Annotated in this window: 20 protein-coding genes, 1 tRNA gene and 1 pseudogene; 18 read left to right on the forward strand and 4 right to left on the reverse strand. The window is 65.5% G+C overall.

Annotated elements, in window-relative coordinates:
* Window positions 1–237 precede the first annotated feature (237 nt).
* Together ABIA40_RS11340 and ABIA40_RS11345 are read left to right on the forward strand one after the other, a co-directional pair.
* Window positions 238–1,041 (forward strand): Spy/CpxP family protein refolding chaperone, encoded by an 804-nt coding sequence (locus ABIA40_RS11340; RefSeq protein ID WP_157287639.1) that lies wholly within the window; start codon window positions 238–240, stop codon window positions 1,039–1,041.
* 112 nt (window positions 1,042–1,153) lie between these two features.
* Window positions 1,154–1,531 (forward strand): response regulator, encoded by a 378-nt coding sequence (locus ABIA40_RS11345; protein WP_036012398.1) that lies wholly within the window; start codon window positions 1,154–1,156, stop codon window positions 1,529–1,531.
* Between the two features lie 33 nt (window positions 1,532–1,564).
* On the opposite strand, the gene ABIA40_RS11350 is transcribed toward ABIA40_RS11345, so the two are convergent.
* Together ABIA40_RS11350 and glk are read right to left on the reverse strand one after the other, a co-directional pair.
* The gene (locus tag ABIA40_RS11350; RefSeq protein ID WP_036012396.1) at window positions 1,565–1,777 is read right to left on the reverse strand and encodes a hypothetical protein; all 213 of its coding nucleotides are present in this window, start codon (window positions 1,775–1,777) and stop codon (window positions 1,565–1,567) included.
* Window positions 1,778–1,915: 138 nt separating this feature from the next.
* On the reverse strand, window positions 1,916–2,887 hold the full coding sequence (gene glk, locus ABIA40_RS11355) for a glucokinase (RefSeq protein WP_271542269.1): 972 nt from the start codon (window positions 2,885–2,887) through the stop codon (window positions 1,916–1,918).
* Between the two features lie 266 nt (window positions 2,888–3,153).
* Between glk and pncA the strand changes: the two genes are divergently transcribed.
* From pncA to ABIA40_RS11435, 16 genes and pseudogenes are all read left to right on the forward strand, one after another.
* Window positions 3,154–3,780 carry a bifunctional nicotinamidase/pyrazinamidase gene (pncA, locus tag ABIA40_RS11360; protein ID WP_404541056.1) on the forward strand — a complete coding sequence of 209 codons (627 nt, stop codon included), beginning with the start codon at window positions 3,154–3,156 and terminating at the stop codon, window positions 3,778–3,780.
* Window positions 3,781–3,796: 16 nt separating this feature from the next.
* Window positions 3,797–4,912, forward strand: coding sequence for an alpha/beta fold hydrolase (locus tag ABIA40_RS11365; RefSeq protein ID WP_271542266.1), 1,116 nt, complete (start codon window positions 3,797–3,799; stop codon window positions 4,910–4,912).
* A 142-nt stretch (window positions 4,913–5,054) separates the two neighbouring features.
* Window positions 5,055–7,088, forward strand: a complete 2,034-nt coding sequence (locus tag ABIA40_RS11370; protein ID WP_404541058.1) for an NAD(+) synthase — start codon at window positions 5,055–5,057, stop codon at window positions 7,086–7,088.
* Window positions 7,089–7,118: 30 nt separating this feature from the next.
* A complete protein-coding gene (locus tag ABIA40_RS11375; protein WP_036012369.1) occupies window positions 7,119–7,502 on the forward strand; it encodes a GrlR family regulatory protein in 384 nt (127 codons plus the stop codon).
* Window positions 7,503–7,606: 104 nt separating this feature from the next.
* On the forward strand, window positions 7,607–8,902 hold the full coding sequence (locus tag ABIA40_RS11380; protein ID WP_404541059.1) for a DUF1236 domain-containing protein: 1,296 nt from the start codon (window positions 7,607–7,609) through the stop codon (window positions 8,900–8,902).
* Between the two features lie 437 nt (window positions 8,903–9,339).
* Entirely contained in the window at window positions 9,340–10,155 is an 816-nt protein-coding gene (locus ABIA40_RS11385; protein ID WP_275509906.1) for a sugar phosphate isomerase/epimerase, read from the forward strand.
* A 28-nt stretch (window positions 10,156–10,183) separates the two neighbouring features.
* On the forward strand, window positions 10,184–11,821 hold the full coding sequence (locus ABIA40_RS11390; protein WP_404541061.1) for an ABC transporter substrate-binding protein: 1,638 nt from the start codon (window positions 10,184–10,186) through the stop codon (window positions 11,819–11,821).
* A gap of 2 nt (window positions 11,822–11,823) precedes the next feature.
* Window positions 11,824–12,807 carry an ABC transporter ATP-binding protein gene (locus tag ABIA40_RS11395; protein WP_404541063.1) on the forward strand — a complete coding sequence of 328 codons (984 nt, stop codon included), beginning with the start codon at window positions 11,824–11,826 and terminating at the stop codon, window positions 12,805–12,807.
* Window positions 12,804–13,790 (forward strand): ABC transporter ATP-binding protein, encoded by a 987-nt coding sequence (locus tag ABIA40_RS11400; protein ID WP_271542254.1) that lies wholly within the window; start codon window positions 12,804–12,806, stop codon window positions 13,788–13,790. The genes ABIA40_RS11395 and ABIA40_RS11400 overlap by 4 nt, the downstream gene beginning before the upstream one ends.
* Entirely contained in the window at window positions 13,790–14,719 is a 930-nt protein-coding gene (locus ABIA40_RS11405; RefSeq protein ID WP_271542252.1) for an ABC transporter permease, read from the forward strand. The genes ABIA40_RS11400 and ABIA40_RS11405 overlap by 1 nt, the downstream gene beginning before the upstream one ends.
* The gene (locus ABIA40_RS11410; RefSeq protein WP_157284484.1) at window positions 14,716–15,579 is read left to right on the forward strand and encodes an ABC transporter permease; all 864 of its coding nucleotides are present in this window, start codon (window positions 14,716–14,718) and stop codon (window positions 15,577–15,579) included. The genes ABIA40_RS11405 and ABIA40_RS11410 overlap by 4 nt, the downstream gene beginning before the upstream one ends.
* 253 nt (window positions 15,580–15,832) lie before the next feature.
* Window positions 15,833–17,683, forward strand: a complete 1,851-nt coding sequence (gene ilvD, locus ABIA40_RS11415) for a dihydroxy-acid dehydratase (RefSeq protein WP_225174935.1) — start codon at window positions 15,833–15,835, stop codon at window positions 17,681–17,683.
* A gap of 393 nt (window positions 17,684–18,076) precedes the next feature.
* Entirely contained in the window at window positions 18,077–18,394 is a 318-nt protein-coding gene (locus tag ABIA40_RS11420) for a hypothetical protein (protein ID WP_036028058.1), read from the forward strand.
* 314 nt (window positions 18,395–18,708) lie between these two features.
* A complete protein-coding gene (locus ABIA40_RS11425; RefSeq protein WP_036028057.1) occupies window positions 18,709–19,032 on the forward strand; it encodes a hypothetical protein in 324 nt (107 codons plus the stop codon).
* A 274-nt stretch (window positions 19,033–19,306) separates the two neighbouring features.
* Window positions 19,307–19,396: transfer RNA gene (locus ABIA40_RS11430), tRNA-Ser, on the forward strand.
* Between the two features lie 208 nt (window positions 19,397–19,604).
* Window positions 19,605–19,894: pseudogene (locus ABIA40_RS11435) on the forward strand (hypothetical protein).
* A gap of 12 nt (window positions 19,895–19,906) precedes the next feature.
* On the opposite strand, the gene ABIA40_RS11440 reads toward ABIA40_RS11435, so the two are convergent.
* Window positions 19,907–20,107, reverse strand: a complete 201-nt coding sequence (locus tag ABIA40_RS11440; protein ID WP_404541066.1) for a hypothetical protein — start codon at window positions 20,105–20,107, stop codon at window positions 19,907–19,909.
* A 231-nt stretch (window positions 20,108–20,338) separates the two neighbouring features.
* Window positions 20,339–20,557 (reverse strand): hypothetical protein, encoded by a 219-nt coding sequence (locus ABIA40_RS11445; protein WP_404541068.1) that lies wholly within the window; start codon window positions 20,555–20,557, stop codon window positions 20,339–20,341.
* Between the last annotated feature and the right edge of the window lie 8 nt (window positions 20,558–20,565).

The following is a 20,565-nucleotide window of genomic DNA, read 5'->3' on the forward strand; positions in this document are numbered from 1 at the left end:
CTCAGGTGCGGGACACGGTATTTTTTTGCGACGCACACTTCGCGCGCCAAACGGTCTGAACGCTGCGTGCGCATTTACGCCGCAGTTTCGCATAAGCCTGGATAAGCGCTTCGCGTGAAAGACTTTTCGAGCGTGGACAGCAATCGGCCGCGTCTGGACCTCGGAGCGGTGGAAACGATAGAGTTGCGCCTGGCGGCTGATCCCCGCTGACAGGTCCGATCGATGATGGAGACGAGAATGATCAAACCGGCGGCACCCGCGCGGCTTCATCTGCGGCGATGTCTTGCGCTGGCGTCTGTGCTCGCGCTGTTGCTCGGGGCCGCCGCGGTGGCGAATGCTCAAGGTCTGGTCAAGGGCGTTCAGGAAGGCGCCGCGGCCGGCAACAAGGCGGCAGGTCCGGTCGGTGGTGTGCTCGGTGGCGCCATCGGCGGCGTGGTCGGCGTCTTCACCGGCGTGCTCGGTGTCGGCAACACCAACACCGGCAATCAGGCGCCGCCGCCAAAGGACGCCGGCAAGGACGCGGCGAAGGATTCCAAGCAGCAGGGCGGGGCCAAGGACAAGGATGCCAAGAGCGCCAAGGGCAAGAGCGCCAAGGCGACCAAGGAGGCGAAGAACGCGCCGCAGGACAACAAGGGTAAAGACAACAAGGAAGTCACGGTTCTGACCCAGCCCGGTGCGCCGCAGCTGACTGCCGAGCAGATCGTCGCCAACAGCGATTCCTACATCGAGCGGATCAAGAGCGAGCTGAATCTCACGCCGGATCAGGAGAAGCACTGGTACGGATTCTCGAGCGCGATGCACTACCTCGGGCATAATGGCGCAGAGCGGCTCAACCTGCGGATTGCGCGCGCCAAGCGCGATCCGCCCGACGACATCATCGAGCAGATGCGCAACGAGGCCCAGTTCCTGATCGATCGCGCCGGCGATCAGCGCAACGTCGCCGATGCCGCCGAGCCGCTCTTTTCCAGCCTCGACGACAAGCAGAAGCAGGTGTTCATCCAGGCAATGGTGCGCCTCAGCCACGAGCGCGGACTGGATTGATCAAGTTGAATCGGTTCGGGCGCGTGTGAATTAACGGCGCCCGCCACGAATTCGTGTATCTACAGCGCAATTCGGTTATGCTTAGCTTCGCACGGCTGATTGCGGGGTTGATATGGCGGACGGACTCTCCGTTTTCCTGGTCGAAGACGAGGCGTTGATCCGGATGATGATCGCCGACATGGTGGAGGAACTCGGCCACCACGTCGTTGCGGAGGCAGACAATGTGCGCGACGCCAGCGCCTTTGCCATGACCGCGCAGTACGATCTGGCCATCCTCGACATCAATCTGATGGGCGTCTATGTCGACCCCGTCGCCGATTTGATCGAACGTCGCGGAAAACCGTTTCTCTTCGCCACAGGCTACGGTCCTGAGCTGCTGCCGTCCTTGCTCCGGCGCAGGCCGATCCTGCGCAAGCCGATCGCGATGGATCAGCTCAAGGCGATGATCGATTCGATGTTTCCCGAGCCGTCAGCCACCATCCCGAGCTGACCGATCGCGCTTTTGCCGCCTGGCGGGAAGAACTCAACCGCCAGGGCTGCGGCCGTTCCTCAGCACCCTGGCAATGGTATGCGCCGTCATGGCCGCGCGGTCCGAAGCGCGCTGGGCCGCCAGCTGGTCGCGGGCCTTTTCCTCGATCAGGAGCTCGATGAGCGCCAGCCGCTTGTCTTCGCTGTCCGCTTCGCGCAACAGGCGATGATAGCGGTGATAGTCGAAACCCGAATCCTGCTTACGCATGTCACGCCCCCGCAACTACGCCACACACGGCTAGATTGTTTCTCATCGGGAACACGCAGGCAAGCAGAACCTGCGTGGAACCGCAGGTGCGCCGCAATCAGCTGTGCATGACGGGAACTCGCCGCCTGAAACCGCTACTCAGCCGGAATTGTGCTCGGCAAACGTCGTCAGGCCGAGGAAGCTCGCATCTGGCTTGATCACGAGCCTGGTCGGGATGTTGCGCAGGTAATCCTGGAACCGTCCCTTGGCTTCGAAGCGTGCCCGGAACGCAGAGGCCGCGAGGAACTCGCGGAAGCGCGGCACGATTCCACCGGCGACATAGACGCCGCCGCGGGCGCCGAAAGTCACCGCGAGATTGCCGGCGACCGAGCCGAGGATGGCGCAAAACATATCGAGCGTCGCGCGGCTGACGGGACAGCTGTTCTCCAGCGCGGCCTTGGTGATCCCTGCGGCATCGCGATGCGGCACCTGGACGCCGTCGATCTCAGCCAACGCTTCATACAGATTTTGCAGCCCGGAGCCCGAGAGGGCGCCGCGCTCGATCGAGACATGGCCGAGGCGCCGGCGCAAGCAGGCGATCACGCGCTCCTCGCGCTCGTTTTCCGCCGGCAGGGTCGCATGTCCAGCCTCAGTAACGACGGCCAGGCGCGAACCATGCCGGTCGACCAGGCAGGACACACCAAATCCGGTTCCAGGCCCCACGACCAGCAACGGCTCGCCGGCCAGGCCGTCGCCGCCGCCGAGTGGGACCAGGTCCGAAGGCTCCAAGGCAGGCAGGGACCAGGCCACGACCTCGAAATCGTTCAGCACATGGACGCTGTCGAAGCCGAGCGCGGACTGCAGCTCGTTGCCGTCGATGACCCAGGGACTATTGGTCATGACGCAGCGATTGTTGGTGACGGGACCGGCCACAGCCAGCACCGCGCGATGGGGCTGCTCGCCGTTGGACCGGCGCGCCAAAACGTCCGCGATGGCTTCGCGCACGGTCGGGAAGTCGGCGACCTTGACATAGTCGATCGGTCCGGTCTGACCGCTCGGGCTCAGCGCGAAGCGCGCATTGGTGCCGCCGATATCGGCGAGAAGAATTTTTCCGGTCTTGCCGATATTCATGGCCTCATCGCCGCCACGACCTTCAGGCCCTGGCAGCCCTGTCCTCCGCTGCTTCGACCCGATCCGCCTGGCGCGGGCGGTGCGAGAATCTGCCCTTGGGTGCGCCTAGTCAACACGGACGAGGTCAAACCGTTGCATCGTGGCGGCCACGGTGACCAATTCGCGCAGCTGCCGCGCGTGCCAGTGGTTGCGAAGCCGCGCGGGAAGGCCGACACTGAGGTGGTCGCCCGGCGCCGTCGCGCCCGGCAGATCGAAATGGGACGGCGATGAAGATTTCCGACCGCGACGTGTTGCTGGTGATCGACGTGCAGAACGACTTCTGCACCGGCGGGGCGCTGGCGGTACCAGAGGGCGAGAAGGTGGTGCCCGCCATCAACAGGATCGCCCAAAAATTCGCCAATCTGGTGCTGACCCAGGACTGGCATCCGAGCGACCACGTCTCGTTCGCGCCAAACCATGCCGGCAAGCAGCCGTTCGAGACCATCGAGCTCGACTATGGCCGGCAGGTGCTGTGGCCGACGCATTGCGTGCAAGGCACGGCCGGCGCGGAATTTCATCGCGATCTCCACGTGACACGAGCGAGCCTCGTGGTGCGCAAGGGCTTTCGCCGCGGCATCGATTCCTACTCGGCATTGTTCGAGAACGACCATCGGACACCGACTGGATTGCTTGGTTATTTGCGCGAACGCGAGCTGAAGACCGTCTTTGTCGCAGGTCTGGCGCTGGACTTCTGCGTCCGCTTCTCGGCGGAAGATGCGCGCAAGGCAGGGTTGGAGGTGGCCGTCATCGAGGATGCCTGTCGCGGCATCGATCTGGACGGCTCGGTCGCGGCGACCCATCGGAGTTTTCGGGACCTCGGCATTGCCGTCGTGAGCCTCGAGGCGTTTCTGTGAGGATGTCGAGGTAGCCATGGTGGACAAGACCGCCAAACCGCCACGTGGGCCAGCGCAGGCTCCTGATGATCCGCGGCTCTGGCCGTTTGCCGCAGCGCAGCTCGCCATGGACGCCTGCTTCTGGTGGCTGGAGCGGGTACCCGAGCAACAGGGTGACAGCAGCCTGCCATGGACGACGCCGAGCCGCATTGCGCTGGAGCTCGCAACGATGGGCTTGCGCGATTGCTCGCAGACCCGGTCGGGCCAGCCGGCGCTGGTCTGCGCGCCCTATGCGCTGCACCGGGCCCTGATCGCCGATTTCGCCCCGGGACACAGCGTGGTGCAGTCGCTGCAGAATGGCGGCATCGACCGGGTCTATCTCACCGACTGGCGGTCGGCGACGCCGGACATGCGCTATCTCTCGATCGACAGCTATCTCGGCGATCTCAACGTCGCCATCGACGAGATCGGCGCGCCGGTCGATCTCGTCGGGCTGTGCCAGGGCGGATGGCTGTCGCTGCTCTATGCCGCGCGCTTTCCAGCCAAGGTGCGGCGGCTGGTTCTGGTCGGTGCTCCCGTGGACCTGTCAATCGAGTCCTCGCTGTCCCGGCTTGCCCGCAACGCGCCCGAGCTGGTCTATGACCAGCTGGTCGCGCGCGGTGGCGGCAATGTCAGTGGCGAGGAGATGCTGCGCCTCTGGTCCAAAACGCCTGACAACGACGATATCAGGACGGCATTGCAGCGGGATCTCTCGGACGAGCAGGGCGCCGAGCTGCTGGCGCGGTTCGACCGCTGGAACGCCGAGACGCTCAACCTGCCGGGCACTTATTATCTCGAGATCGTCAACGCGATCTTCCGGGAGAACCGCATCGCCGAGGGCCGTTTCGTCGCGCTCGGCCGCCCGATCGATCTGAAGGACGTCAAGGCGCCGATCTTCCTGCTCGCCGGCCTCGACGACGATGTCGTGCCGGCGACGCAAGCGCTGGCCACCGCGGGGCTCGTCGGTACGCCACCTGCCTTCGTTGCAGCGGCATCCGAGCCCAGCAACCATCTCGGCCTGTTCATGGGCGCGCGCACCCATGCGCATGCTTGGCCCCGGATCGCCGGGTGGCTGCGCGGCGATCTGCCCGGCGTGCTGGCCCGCAGCGCCTGAGCTCGCCGGCACTGGACCGGATGGGGCGCAAATCCGTTATGCATGATGGCGGATGGCCTGCACGGGGCCAGACCGATGGGCTAAATATGACCGGAGCTGACGGCTTTGGCCGCCGGCGAGAGATTTGAGGGTACGGCGCTCGATGACTTTCCACTCGATTTACGCCCACGGATTTGCGCGCGTGGCAGCCTGCGTGACCACCTCCCACGTCGCCGATCCCAGCGCCAACGTGAAGGCCGTGCTGGCGGCGGCCAATGCCTGCCATGAGCAATCGGTCGCGGTCGCGGTGTTTCCCGAGCTGTGCCTGTCCGGTTATGCGATCGAGGACCTGGTGAAGCAGGATCCGCTGCTCGATGCGGTCGAGCGCGGGCTCGCAAGCGTCGTTGAAGCTTCCGCGAGGCTAATGACGGTCCTGATCGTCGGGGCGCCGCTGCGCTTTGGCAATCGCATCTACAACTGCGCCGTCGTCATTCATCGCGGCAACGTCCTCGGCGTCGTGCCGAAATCTTACTTGCCGACCTATCGCGAGTTCTACGAGGGACGGCATTTCGCCTCCGGCGCCGGCATGGCCGGCGAGACCATCGCCTTTGGCGGCCTGCACGCGCCGTTCGGGGTGGACCTCCTGTTCGCGGCCGAGGACGTTCCGGGCCTCACCATCGGCGTCGAGATCTGCGAGGACATGTGGATCCCGGTGACGCCGGCCTCGGAGCTCGCGCTTGCGGGCGCGAGCGTGCTGATCAACCTCTCGGGCAGTCCGATCACGATCGGCCGGGCGCGCTCGCGCGCGTTGCTGTGCCAATCGACCTCGGCGCGTTGCCTCGCGGCTTACGTCTATTCCGCGGCCGGGGCCGGGGAATCCACCACCGATCTTGCCTGGGATGGCCAGACCTCGATCTACGAGAACGGGGTGCTGCTGGCCGAGGGCGAGCGGTTCCGCCAGGGCGGTCAGATCACGCTGGCTGACGTCGACCTCGACCTGCTTAGGCAGGAGCGCGCGCTGATGGGAACGTTCGAAGACAACCGGCGGCAGCGCGAGGCGTTTTTCCGCAAGGTGACATTTGCCCTGAAGCCGTCGGCCGCCGATATCGGCTTCCTGCGCAAGGTCGAGCGCTTTCCATTCGTGCCGAGCGACGAGAGCCTGCTCGAGCAGGACTGCTACGAGGCCTACAACATCCAGGTCGCGGGGCTGGTGCAGCGCATGCGCGCCACCGGCACCAAGCGCGTGGTGATCGGCGTGTCGGGCGGCCTCGATTCCACCCACGCCCTGATCGTCGCCGCCAAGGCGGTCGACCTGCTCGGCCTGCCGCGCGAGAACATCCTGGCCTACACCATGCCGGGCTTTGCCACCGGCAGCGAGAGCAAGACCAACGCGCTCGCGCTGATGAAGGCGTTGCAGACGAGCTGGCAGGAGCTCGACATCCGCACCACGGCCACGCAGATGCTGAAGGATATCGGCCATCCCTTCGGCAAGGGCGAGAAGGTCTACGACGTCACCTTCGAGAACGTGCAGGCCGGCCTGCGCACGGATTATCTGTTTCGGCTCGCCAACCATCACGGCGGCATCGTGATCGGAACCGGCGATCTCTCCGAGCTCGCGCTCGGCTGGTGCACCTATGGTGTCGGCGACCAGATGGCGCACTACAACGTCAACGCCGGCGTGCCGAAGACGCTGATCCAGCATCTGATCCGCTGGGTGATCTCCTCCAAGCAGTTCAGCGACGACGTCAACCGGACGCTCGGCTCGATCCTTGTGGCCGAGATCTCGCCTGAGCTCGTGCCGGTCGAGGCCGGCCAGAAGCCGCAGAGCACGGAAGCGTCCGTCGGACCTTACGAGCTGCAGGACTTCAACCTGTTCTATACGCTGCGCTTCGGCATGCGGCCGTCCAAGATCGCCTTCATGGCGCTTCAGGCATGGAAGGACGTTGCCAAGGGCGAATGGCCACCGGCCTTCCCGAGCGACCGGCGCCGGGCCTATGACCTGCCGGAGATCCGCCGCTGGCTCGACGTGTTCCTGCGCCGCTTCTTCGCCTTCAGCCAGTTCAAGCGCTCGGCCATGCCGAACGGGCCGAAGGTCTCGGCCGGCGGTTCATTGTCGCCGCGTGGCGATTGGCGCGCGCCCTCGGATTCGAGTGCAGCGGCATGGCTCGAGGATCTCGAGCGGAACGTGCCGAACTGATCGGGGCAGCGGATCGGTGGGGATGATCGGATGTCAGCTGGCGATGAAGCGGAAGCGGGTGAGGAGGCCAGGGTCGTCAACGGCCTCTACATCTTCGACATCGAGATGCGGGACGGCAAGCGTGGGCAGGCCAGGGGCGTGGTCGTGCTCAGCGACGGCCGCATCATGGGCGGCGACAGCTACTTCTACTACACCGGCAGCTACACCTTCCGGAACGGCAAGTGGCGGGGCGACATGATCGTCAATCAGCACACCGAGGCGGTCGGCAGGACGCTCGCATTCGGCGGCAGGGAGGTCACCTGCGGCTTTTCCGGCGACTATTTCCCAGGCGGTGCGGAAGTCGAAGGCATGGCGCTGGTCGGCAAGACCAGCGTGACGTTCACGGCGCGACTGACGCTGAAGGATGCGATGTAATGGCGACTTGATTGGCTCACCTCCACGACTGCGTTCCTGCTCAGGAACCTTCGTACGAACAGAACGTTCGCGTTTATTGTTGCGAATTGTCGAGGAGAGGGACCATGCGTCAACATTTGATGTTATCGACTGCGGCCGTCGGGCTCATGCTCGCATCCGGCCTTGCCTATGCCCAGGCGCCCGGTGAGCGCAGGGACGAGCCGAAACGGACCGAGGAGCCGGCCAAAGGCGCTTCTCCGCAGCGCGGTGGTGCGGCTCAAGAACGCGTTCAAGAGCGCGCGCAAGGCGCCCAGGAGCGGCTTCAGGGCGCAGGCCGCGAGGATCGAGGCGGCGCTGCCAAGAGCGAGGCAAGTGACGACAAGCGCCAGCCGGCGGCGGCCTCGGAGCGCAATCAACCGAAGGGCAGGGACCAGGCACAAGACTCTCGCGAGCCTTCGCGCGATCGCAACCGGGAGGCCGAGAGCACCAAGCCCGGACGCGATGCGGGCAAGAGCGGTGCGGAAACCAAGCAGGACAAGGCTGCGCAGGACAAGGCTGCGCCGCAGAAATCAACCGCCGAATCCGAGAGATCCAAGACTGGCCCGACGACTGGTCCGGCTGGCCAGCAGAACGAGCGCACGGGAGCTACAGCCAACCAGAACGAGCGCAACCAGGCCCAGCCGCCGCGCAGTGCCGCCGAGCAGCAGCCGCCGGCGCAACAGAGCAACCAGCCGGCCGCTGCGACGGATACCAGCCGCGCGGCTCCGACTAACAACGCACAGACCGCGCCCGGCTCCACGGGCACGCAGACCAACCAGGCCAATCAGACCACGCAGACCAACACGCAGGTCAACCAGCAGGCCCAGGTGACGACCGAGAGGCAGGTGCGGATCTCCGAAACTGTGAGCCGCGCACGCCTGGCGCAGCCGGAGCGCAATTTGAATATCTCAATCCGGGTTGGCGAAACGATTCCCTCGCGCGTGCGTCTGCATCGGCTTCCGCCCGAGATCGTCTCGATCGAGCCTGCATATCGGGGCTACGAATATTTCACGACGGAAGACGAGGTCATTATCGTGGAGCCGCGCTCGCATCGCATCGTCAGCCAGGTACCCCGCGATCCGTCGCGGGCCCGGGCCCAAATGGGTGGCAGCGCCTCCTCGTCGTCAGGCATGGCGGCGGCCGGCGGAAACAACATGGTGAACTGCCAGATCATGCGACGTGATGCCTCCGGCAACGTCGCCCAGGCGGAGCCGACCACCGTGGGCTCGACTGCGCGCACCGATTCCCTGAGCGTGATCGTCCAGATGCCTGGCGGCGGCTCGTCCGCGCCGATCGCCCTCGGCGCTCCCGCGGGTAACGTCGTGGTCGCGACGCAAGGGCAGGGCGATTGCACGGTGACGCTGGAGCCGCAGACGCGCTAAGCCGAAACAAAGAGGCTCTGAAACGACAGCGCGCCGCCCGGATGCCCACCGGACGGCGCGTTGCTGCGTTCAATCTAAAAAGTTTCGAGGTCCGGAGTGCCTAGGAGTCCGGACCTCGTCACCTTGCCCCAGCCTTCAATCCCCCGCCCCATGTGGTCCCCCAACCCCATGTAGCGCGATCAGAGGGTGATGCCCGTGGAAGTGGCCGCCGATCGATGTCCCGCGATGTACGCGAAGGACCGCTAGGATTCCATTCCGGATCACTACGGACACGATGGCGCTTGCCATGTGCCCGTTCTGCATCGGTGGCAGCGATCGCAGCACGCGCGGGCGGGATGTCCACATCTCGTCCACGCTGCGGAAGGCGCATTTCACCGGCCTGTCATTGAACTGGTCTAGCGCTGCTCCCGTCATCGCTGACGACGAAGGAGCATGCCATGTCGAAGCCGGTGCTGGGCGCCGCATTGTCCATCAAATCGATCCCCGCGCATCGTGACTGGCTTCTCGAAAAGCAGCGCGATCTGGAAATCCAGGACTTCTTCCGCGCCGATCTGCTCGATAGCGACTGGCGCGCAACGGCAGGCGAGATCAAGCAGATGCTCACCGGGCACACCGGCCGGCTCGGCATCCATGGTCCGTTCTGGGGCTTCAAGATCGACAGCCACGATCCGATGATCCGCCAGGCCGTGACCAAGCGCCTGCTGCAGGGCCTTGACGCCGCCGAGTTCCTCGGCGCGACGCAGATGGTGATCCACTCGCCGTTCACGACCTGGGACCACAACAATCTCGATCTCTATCCCGATAACCGGGCCAATATCGTCGAGCGCGTCAAGGCGACGCTCGCCGAGGTGATTGCGCGTGCCGAGACGATCGGCTGCGAGATCGTCATCGAGAACATCGAGGACAAGGATCCACGCGACCGCGTGCGCCTCGCCAAGGCGCTGGAAAGCAGTAAGGTCCGCGTCTCGCTCGACACCGGGCACGCCAATTACGCGCACATCTCCACCGGCGCGCCGCCGGTCGACTATTACGTCGAGACCGCCGGCGACATGCTGACGCATGTGCACCTGCAGGACACCGACGGCTTTGCCGACCGGCACTGGGCGCCGGGCGAGGGCAATATTCCCTGGGTCGCCGTATTCCGCGCGCTGGGACGGCTGACGTCGAATCCGCGGCTGATCCTCGAACTCCGCAACCACGACGATGTCCGCAAGGGCGCGGCGCATCTCGCCGCGCTCGGTCTCGCCGAATAACCGCAATCACAAAGGGCAGGGTCACATCATGAGCAAGCTCACCCGTCGCACCATCCTGAAATCCGGCGGCGCTGCCGCAAGCACCTTGCTGCTGCCGCGCTTTGCCATCGCGCAAGGCGACAATCGACCGTCGGTGACGGTCGCCGTGCAGAAGGTCACCAATTCGAACGTGCTCGACGTGCTGCGCGAGCAGTCCAATGTCGGCGAGCGCGTGTTCTTCTCCTCGATCTGGGAAGGCCTGATCTCCAAGAACTGGCGCGGCAAGCTCGAAGCCGTGCCGGGCCTTGCCACCGAATGGCGCCGCATCGACGACCAGACCGTCGAGGTGAAGCTGCGCCAGGGCGTCAAGTTCCACAATGGTGACGAGCTCACGGCGGAAGACGTCGTCTTCACCTTCAGCCGCGAGCGCATGTTCGGCGAGACCGAGGCCAAGAACCGCTCCACCATCAAGGCGTTCGAGAAGATCCCGACGCCGCGCCCGGGCAAGGAGCTGCCGCCGGACGTCCCCGCGGTCGCCCGCCGCATCTGGCCGGACCTGGTGCGCGTCGATGCCGTCGACAAGTACACGGTGCGCTTCTACAACGCGACGCCAGATGTCACGATCGAGGGCCGGCTGTCGCGCTATGGCTCCGACATCATGAACCGCCGCGCCTGGGAAGAGGCGGCGAGCTATCTCGACTGGGCGCGCAAGCCGGTGACGACCGGTCCCTACAAGGTCGTCGAACTCAAGCCCGACGTCTCGCTGACGCTGGAAGCCCACGACGAATATTGGGGCGGCCGGCCGCCGCTGAAGCGCATCCGCTTCCTCGAAGCGCCTGAGGTCGCCAGCCGCATCAACGGCCTGCTCTCGGGCGAATACCAGTTCGCCTGCGACATCCCGCCGGACCAGATCGCCGGCATCGAGAAGAATTCCGCGTTCGAAGTGCAGGGCGGCACGATTCAGAATCACCGCCTTACCGTGTTCGACAAGAACCACGCCGTGCTCGCCAATCCGCTCGTGCGGCGCGCCTTCACCCACGCGATCGATCGCCAGGCGATCGTCGACAGCCTGTGGGCCGGCCGCACCCGCGTGCCAAAGGGGCTGCAATGGGAATTCTACGGCGACATGTTCAACGCCGACTGGAATGTGCCGGCCTACGATCCCAAGCTTGCGCAGGATCTGCTCAAGCAGGCCAATTACAAGGGCGACCCGATCCCGTACCGCCTGCTCAATAATTACTATACCAACCAGGTCGCGACCGCGCAGATCCTGGTCGAGATGTGGAAGTCGGTCGGCCTCAACGTGCAGATCGAGACCAAGGAGAACTGGTCGCAGATCATGGAGCGCGGGCCGGTACGCGCCGTGCGCGACTGGTCGAACTCGGCCGCGTTCAACGATCCGGTGTCGTCGCTGGTCGCCCAGCACGGCCCTAACGGCCAGCAGCAGCAGATCGGCGAATGGACCAATGCCGAGCTGAACACGCTCTCCGAATTCCTGGAGACCTCGACCGACCGGGCCGCGCGCAAGAAGGCGTTCCGCCGCATGCTGGAGATCGCCGAGCGCGAAGATCCCGCCTACACGGTGCTGCACCAGAACGCGACCTTCACGGCCAAGCCGAAATCGATCAAGTGGAAGGCAGCGCCCGCCTTCGCGATGGATTTCCGCGCCGGCAATTTCGAGGTCTGAAGGTGAAGCCGCTGGTCAGCATCGAGGACTTGCGTGTCGCCTTCAATGGCGTGCCGGTCCTGCGCGGCGTCGACATTGCCTTGCAGAAGGGCGAGGCCATCGGCCTCGTCGGCGAGTCCGGCTCCGGCAAATCGGTGACGTGGCTCGCCGCGCTCGGCCTGTTGCCGCGCCATGCGCAAGTCTCTGGCTCGGTGCGGCTCGACGGGCGCCAGATTCTCGGCGCGCCCGCCACCGAGCTCGACCAGGTCAGGGGCGGGCGCATCGCCATGATCTTCCAGGATCCGGCGAGCGCGCTCAACCCGGTGCTGACTATCCGCAAGCAGCTGTGCGAAGCGCTGGCGCTGCATCGCGATCTCCAAGGCAACGCCGTGAAGGCGGAGGCGCGGCGGCTGCTCGATCTCGTCGGCATTCCCGACGCTGGCCGCCGGCTCGAGGCCTATCCGCACGAATTCTCCGGCGGCCAGGTCCAGCGCATCATGATCGCGATGGCGCTGGCCGGGAATCCCGATCTCTTGATCGCGGACGAGCCGACCACTGCGCTCGATGCCACCATTCAGGCACAGATCCTGGAGCTGCTCTCCACGGTCCGCCGCGAGCTCGGCATGGCCATGGTGCTGATCAGCCACGACCTCGGCGTCGTCGCGGAGAATTGCGACCGCGTCGCGGTGATGTATGCCGGCCGCATCGTCGAGCAGGCGCCGAGCAATCAGCTGTTCGCCGATCCCGTACATCCCTACGCGCAAGGGTTAATCGGCGCGCTGCCGCCGCTCGACGGTCCGCGGCGGCGCCTCACCGCCATTCCCGGCACGGTGCCCGATCCCGCGCACATGCCCGGGGGCTGCGCCTTCGCGCCGCGCTGCGCGCTGGTCGCGGAAGCATGCGGCCTTGCGGCGCCGACCCTCGCGCCGATCGCCGATGATCGCAGCGTCGCCTGCGTACGTGCCGAGACCTCGCGCCGCGCGCTGCTCGGGATTGCCGCCGAATGAGTCCGCCGCTCGTCGAGGTCTCCGCGATCTCGCGCACCTATGCGATGCGCTCTGGAATGTTCGGGCGAGCTGCGGCCGTGCATGCCGTCGACGGCGTGTCGCTGACGATTCCCAGGGGCCAGACGCTGGGTCTCGTCGGCGAATCCGGTTCGGGCAAATCCACCACAGGCCGCATCGTGCTTGGCCTCGAGCCGCCTGATAGCGGCGAGGTGCGGTTTGGCGGCAAGGCGATGGCAGCGCCCGGGACGACGGTCTGGCGTGCGCAGCGCGCGCGGATGCAGATGATCTTCCAGGATCCGCTCGGCGCACTCGACCGGCGGCTGCCGGTTGCAACGCAGATCCGCGAGCCGCTCGACATTCACGGCATCGGCACGCTCGTGGAGCGCGAGGAGCGCGTTCGCGAATTGCTGCGCGCGGTCGAGCTGACGCCGGCGCATGGCGCGCGCTATCCCGGCGCGCTCTCCGGCGGGCAGCGTCAGCGCATCGTGCTGGCGCGGGCGCTGGCCACGAACCCGGATTTCCTGGTTTGCGACGAGCCGGTCAGTGCGCTCGACGTCTCGATCCAGGCGCAGGTGGTGAACCTGCTCTGCGATCTGCAGGCGCAGCTGTCGCTGACGCTGCTCTTCATCAGTCACGATTTGCGCGTCGTCAGGCAGATCAGCAATGTCGTTGCCGTAATGTATCTCGGCCGCATCGTCGAGATCGGCAGCGCCGACGATCTGTTTGCGCGACCCGAGCATCCCTACACTCAGGCGCTGGTCTCGGCCTCGCCCGCGCCGGGCCGCCGCAGTGCGGGCCGCATCGTGCTGTCAGGCGACCCGCCGAATCCGGCCGCGCGCCCGACGGGCTGCGCCTTCCATCCGCGCTGTCCGCGCGCCATCGCGCGCTGCGCGCGCGAGATGCCGGCGCTGTCCGCCGTCGGCGGCGACAGGCAGGTCGCCTGCCATCTCGTCACCGGCGCTGCGACACGGGACGCCGCGTGATGGGACGTTATCTCGCCATTCGGATCGGACGCGCCGCGCTCACGATCGTGCTCGTCGTCACCTTCGCCTTCGTCGTGTTGCGGCTGTCAGGCGATCCCGCGCTGATGATCCTGGGACCGGAGGCGCCGCCGGAGGTGCTCGCGGCGTTCCGCAAGGCCTGGGGCCTCGATGATCCAATCTGGGCGCAGTATTTCGATTATTTCGGCGCCATCGCCAAGGGCGAGCTCGGCCGCTCCATGCGCGACGGCCGCCCCGCGATCGAGCTGGTCCTGGAGCGCATCCCCGCGACCCTGGCGCTGACCCTGCCGGCGTTCTTCTTCAAGGTCGCGCTCGGCGTCCCCGCCGGCATCTACGCCGCGCTGCATCGCGGCTCGGGAATCGACCGCGCCGTGATGATGACGGCGGTCGCCGGTTTCACCGTCCCGAGCTTCGTGCTCGCGCTGATCCTGGTGCTCGTTTTCGCCGTGCAGCTCGGCTGGCTCCCTTCGGGCGGGCAGGACAGCTGGCGCCACGCCATCCTGCCGATCGCAACGCTCAGCCTTGGCGGCGCGGCGGTGCTGGCGCGCTTCACCCGCAGCGCCATGCTGGAGGTGCTGGGCCAGCCCTATATCCGCACCGCATCCGCAAAAGGCGTGCCGTGGCGCAAGGTGGTGACCTCGCACGCGCTGCCGAACGCGGCGATCCCGACCGTGACCATCCTCGGCTTCATGGTCGGCACGCTGATCGCAGGCGCAGTCGTGGTCGAGAGCGTGTTCGCCTGGCCGGGAGTAGGGCGGCTTCTCGTCGTCGCTGTTGCCAACCGCGATCTCGCCGTCGTGCAATGCATCCTGCTGCTGGTCGCGATGACCATGGTGACGTCCAATTTGATCGTCGACTTCCTCTACGGCTTCCTCGACCCGCGCCTGCGCAGCAAGGGAGCACATGCATGACCGACGCGACGCTGAAGGATACCAAAGCATTTTCACGCCGCTTCAGCCTGCCGGCGATTCCGGTCTCGGTCGCGCTGGCGATCAGTTGGATCGTCGCGATGCTGCTGATCGCGGCCTTCGCGGAGAAGATTGCGCCTTACGGCTTCACGCAGCTCGACCTGCGCAACCGGCTTGCTGCGCCCGGCAATGCCGCGCACTGGCTTGGCACCGACGAGCTTGGCCGGGACGTGCTGTCGCGGCTGCTCGTCTCAATTCGCATCTCGCTCCTGATCGCGTTCGGCGCGACCGCAATCTCGGCCGTGGTCGGGACCACACTCGGCTTCCTCGCCGCGCATTTTCGTGGGTTCGTCGAGCAGCTCGTGCTGATGCTGACCGACTTCCAGGCCAGTATGCCCTTCCTGATCATGGCGCTGGCCGTGCTCGCCTTCTTCGGCAACTCGTTGCCGCTCCTGGTCGGGCTGATGGGCCTGTTCGGCTGGGAGCGCTACGCCCGCATCGCGCGGGGCCTTGCCATCTCCGCCAATGCGCAAGGCTACGCCGCCGCCGTCCGCCAGTTGGGGGCGACGCCGTCGCGGATCTATCTCCGCCACATCCTGCCCAACATCGCCTCGACCCTGATCGTCTCGACGACCCTGGTGTTCCCCGAGGTGATCCTGATGGAGTCAGGCCTGTCCTTCCTCGGCCTCGGCGTGCAGCCGCCGATGACCAGCCTCGGCAACATGGTCGGCTATGGCCGCGAATATCTGACCCGGGCGCCCTGGATCATGCTGGCGCCGGCGACGACCATCGTGGTCACCACGCTGGCGGTCTCGGTCATAGGCGACTGGCTGCGCGATCGGCTTGATCCGACGCTGCAATAAATGCTCGTCATGGCCGGGCTTGTCCCGGCCATCCACGTCTTTGCCGCGCAGAACCAAGAACGTGGATGCCCGGGACAAGCCCGGGCATGACGGCTGAGATCGCCTATGCCCCCCGCGCCGGGAGCAGGGGAGCCCTGTCCGACCCAAGTTCCCGTTGCGCGGGCTGCCCCCGTGCGCTATCCGGCCGGAAAGGCCTGAGGTGGCTCCACATTTTCCCGCCCCGGCCGACGCAAACCCGAGGACGGAAACCGCCATGCCAGCCTATCGCTCCCGCACCACCACCCACGGCCGCAACATGGCGGGCGCCCGCGGCCTCTGGCGCGCGACGGGCATGAAGGACGCCGATTTCGGCAAGCCAATCATCGCGGTGGTCAACTCCTTCACCCAGTTCGTGCCCGGCCACGTCCATCTGAAGGACCTCGGCCAGCTCGTGGCACGCGAGATCGAGCAGGCCGGCGGCGTCGCCAAGGAGTTCAACACCATCGCGGTCGACGATGGCATCGCCATGGGCCATGACGGCATGCTCTACAGCCTGCCGTCGCGCGAGCTGATCGCCGACAGCGTCGAATACATGGCCAACGCGCATTGCGCCGATGGCCTCGTCTGCATCTCCAACTGCGACAAGATCACGCCCGGCATGCTGATGGCCGCGCTCAGGCTCAACATCCCCGCCGTGTTCGTCTCGGGCGGGCCGATGGAGGCCGGCAAGGTCAAGCTGGCCGGCAAGACCAAGGCCGTCGACCTCATCGATGCCATGGTTGCCGCGGCCGATAGCAAGGTCAGCGACGAGGACGTCAAGGTGATCGAGCGCTCGGCGTGCCCGACCTGCGGCTCCTGCTCGGGCATGTTTACCGCCAATTCCATGAACTGCCTCACCGAGGCGCTCGGCCTCGCGCTGCCCGGCAATGGCTCGGTGGTCGCAACACATGCCGACCGCAAGCGCCTTTTCGTCGAGGCCGGTCACACCATCGTCGATTTGGTCCGCCGCTATTACGAGCAGGACGACGCCTCCGTGCTGCCGCGCAACATCGCGAATTTCAAGGCGTTCGAAAACGCGATGACGCTCGACATCGCGATGGGCGGCTCGACCAACACCGTGCTGCATCTCTTGGCCGCCGCCCATGAGGGGCAGGTCGCCTTCACCATGAAGGACATCGACCGGCTGTCGCGCCGCGTGCCCGTGCTCTGCAAGGTCGCGCCTTCCGTCGCCGACGTGCATGTCGAGGACGTGCACCGTGCCGGCGGCATCATGGGCATCCTCGGCGAGCTCGACCGCGCCGGGCTGATCGACACTTCGGTCTCGACCGTGCACGCGCCGACCATGAACGAGGCGCTGGAGCGCTGGGACATTAAGCGCACTAAGAGCGAGACGGTCCGCACCTTCTATCGCGCTTCGCCCGGCGGCATCCCGACGCAAGTCGCCTTCAGCCAGGAGCGCCGCTACGACGAGCTCGACGCCGACCGCGAGAAGGGCGTGGTGCGCGATCTCGCGCACGCCTTCAGCAAGGACGGCGGCCTCGCCGTGCTCTACGGCAATCTCGCGCAGGACGGCTGCATCGTGAAGACCGCCGGTGTCGATGCCTCGATCCTGAAATTCTCCGGCCCCGCGCGCGTGTTCGAGAGCCAGGACGCGGCCGTCGACGGCATCCTGGGCGGCAAGGTCGTCGCCGGCGAGGTCGTGGTCATCATCTATGAAGGCCCGCGCGGCGGCCCCGGCATGCAGGAGATGCTGTATCCGACCAGCTATCTGAAATCGATGGGCCTCGGCAAAGCCTGTGCGCTCGTCACCGACGGCCGCTTCTCCGGCGGCTCCTCCGGCCTGTCGATCGGCCATCTGTCGCCAGAGGCCGCCGAAGGCGGCAATATCGGTCTGGTGCGGACGGGCGACATCATCGCCATCGACATCCCGAACCGCAGCATCAGCCTCGAGGTCTCCGACGAGGAGCTCGCCAAGCGCCGCGCCGCGGAGGAGGCGAAGGGCGATGCCGCCTGGCAGGCGCAAGGCCGCAAGCGCAACGTCTCGACCGCGCTGCAGGCTTACGCCGCGCTCACCACCAGTGCCGCGCGTGGTGCGGTGCGCGAGGTCAAGCGGCGTCCGAAGTAGGCAGCATCGGCGCCACTGGCCTGGATCGGCGATCTTCGGAACGCCTCGCGGCTCCGTGCGACCACCCGGATGCGCCGTTGCAGGAAGTAGCCGGAACGGAGATCGGGAAAGAACGGCCCCCGCCTCCCTAGGGCGTGGGGCTGGTTGGGGTGGGGAGCGGGAGCCGTTTGCTCAGTGGGCACCCGACGTGCGGGCTCGCCCGCCAGGCATCATCAACTTAGTGCATTGTCCACATTTTGCTATTTAATTTTTATTAATTGTGTTTTTATTTTTATTTAATCGTGCCATCCTAAGAAAAATCGTCGAAATCCATTTTTTCCGAATCCAGCCGAGGCGGTCGCCGTATCGAGATTCGTCCGCAAAGGGTCCGGATTGCCAATAGCGGAGTTAGCCATGAGTCATTCTCCATCACTCGTGCCGCAAATCACGACAGACCGGGACGTCTATCTTGTGCTCGATGATTTCGGCCGCCGCCTGGGCCGGGCTTGGTGCGAGACGGCCGAGGAGGACGCCAATCGCGCGACCCTGCTCAGACATCTCGCCGAAGGGCAATATCTCCATCCCGCACGTATCGTGGCCTTCAATACCGCGGAGGGATGGTCGCGCGATGCCACCGCCGAAATCGCCGATGAGCTGCGCCGCCGCTTCGTCGAACTCGAGGAGACCGATCCCTCGCTGTTGGAGTTTCTGGAAAGAGCAGCGAGGCGTTGAAAGGTCGAACATCGAACGCGGATGAACTGCAAATCATGCTCGAACGAGTACCGCGGCGATGTCCGATCGCGGACTCGCTGTCATGCGCCCCCCGCGCAAACATCCCGCGCGTTAATGCGCGTGGTCAATGAGTTCTTACCGCTCCGCCGCGATCGATCGTTCGCATTAAGGATGCCTCGACGAAGTTCGGCAAGGCAAGGTTTTGCGCCGTATACTCCCGCGACCTTCGCAGATCCGTTTCGGGCAACTGGGGCACCACCGCAATGTCTCGTACTCTCGCTGTCGTTTTCTCAACGGCCGTCGCCGCCATTTCCATGACGGGCGCGGCCTCCGCCGGCTGCTACAATTGCTACACGCCGCCGCCGTGCACGACCTGCTACCAGCAACAATATGTGCCGCCGCAATACCGCACCGTCGACGAGACCGTGATGGTCTCGCCCGGCTCCGTGGTCGCGCACCGCACGCCGGCGCAGTATCGCACCGTGATGGTGCCGCAGACCGTGATGGTCGCGCCCCCCAGCGTCCAGTACGAGCGCATCCCGCCGCAATACGCCACCCGGCAGCGAGTCGAGATGGTCTCGCCGGGGTATTCCTATTACGCCCCGGTGCAGATGAACTGCGCGTCCTGCGGCTACTGACACCCCCAAGAGAACCGGTTTCGAGCGGCGCTCCCACGGGGCGCCGTTTGCTTTTGGGCTAAGTGCAAAACGAGGCCCGGGTATGGAGACCAATCCAGCCGGGCCTCGCAACCGGCGACGCCATGGGAGATGTCGCCAGCGTCTGCGGATTTGCGAAGGCGTAGCCTAAGCGAACACGCTGACACTCGCCTGACAGGGAGCCGGAGGTGAGGGCGGCCCAACTTCGCGTTGCCTTGTGCAGGCGACTGGGTTAAGCGACAGCCGTTCCAGGCTTGGAAGGGTGGCCGAGTGGTTTAAGGCACCGGTCTTGAAAACCGGCGTGCCCGCAAGGGTACCGTGGGTTCGAATCCCACCCCTTCCGCCAAAAGATCAGCAAAATCAGATACTTATCGGAGACGACGTCCATCAAAGCACAAACGAACGTACAATCGTTGGAGCACAACGATGAGTGCTGTCGATGTCGTCGGGTGGGTTCTCTTGGCCGTCGTATTCTTCGCCACGTTGACCGCGAGCCAACGCCCGCGAGGGTGAGAGACGGTTGACTCTGGAGCGCGAAAAGTTTCGTTGGCGGCATGCCTCGCTCGGCACAACGCCATACGCCGACGCACCCTGATGGCCGGCCGCTCAGATCACGTTCGGCCAGATGCGCGAGATGGGATTGCGCCGTGTGCTGGTCTACTGCCATTGCGGTCACCACGTCGCGCTGAGCGCCGATCGCTGGCCCGATGACGTTCGCTTGTCTGATGTGGAGCCACGCTTCGTGTGCGCCGGCTGCGGCAACCGCGGTGCTGATGTCAGACCCGATTTCGAGAGCGGCAGACCACCGCAGTTCGCGGGCCGGAAACGAAAGGCCGACAGCTGAGGCGGCCTTACTTCAAGTCGGTGCTCTTAGGCCGGGCGACCGTAGCCACTCGCTGATGTGCGAGCCGGTTTCAGCCAGGCGCGCTTTGCGGATTGCACGCTCGCGCTCAATCCCTGGCGGAAGCAGTTTAGCTTGCTCGCGCAGGCGCAGGGCCTCTGCGGCAAGGCGTTCTTCAAGGGATATGGTTTGCTTGATGCGGCGGCGCAGCTGCATGGCTCTAACTCCTCCTGAGGAAGGAGGCGGGAGCGCGTGATGGCGTTCTCATCACCGATATATGCCTAGGGCCGCGCGGTGATGGATGTTGTTAACACCTGTGGCAGACCAAGTCTGAGCAATTTTGACCATCCGCTTGGGCGCACTCGGCGACCGGCCGGCGCCCAGGGTCGGTCAGAAAAGGCCCGCCAGCGTGAACCGGCGGGCCCTCGATCTTGCGATGATCAATCGTCAGGCCATCACCGTGTTCGTCCAGTCCTGCTGGCCGACTTGCTCCAGCAAGCCCTCATAATCCCCGATGCCAGATGCCTCGCTGGCTTCTGCAGGGTCGTCGTCCTCCCGATCGCAGTCGTCCTGCTCAAGGTCCGCGAAGTAGCCGCCGCGCCAAGCGTGCTCCTGGTCGACCAGCCGATCGAAGCTGCCAAGTGACGGCTCGGTTACCTCCACCATGCAACGCC

It is taken from the genome of Bradyrhizobium sp. USDA 223 (assembly GCF_044909005.1).
Taxonomy (GTDB): domain Bacteria; phylum Pseudomonadota; class Alphaproteobacteria; order Rhizobiales; family Xanthobacteraceae; genus Bradyrhizobium; species Bradyrhizobium yuanmingense.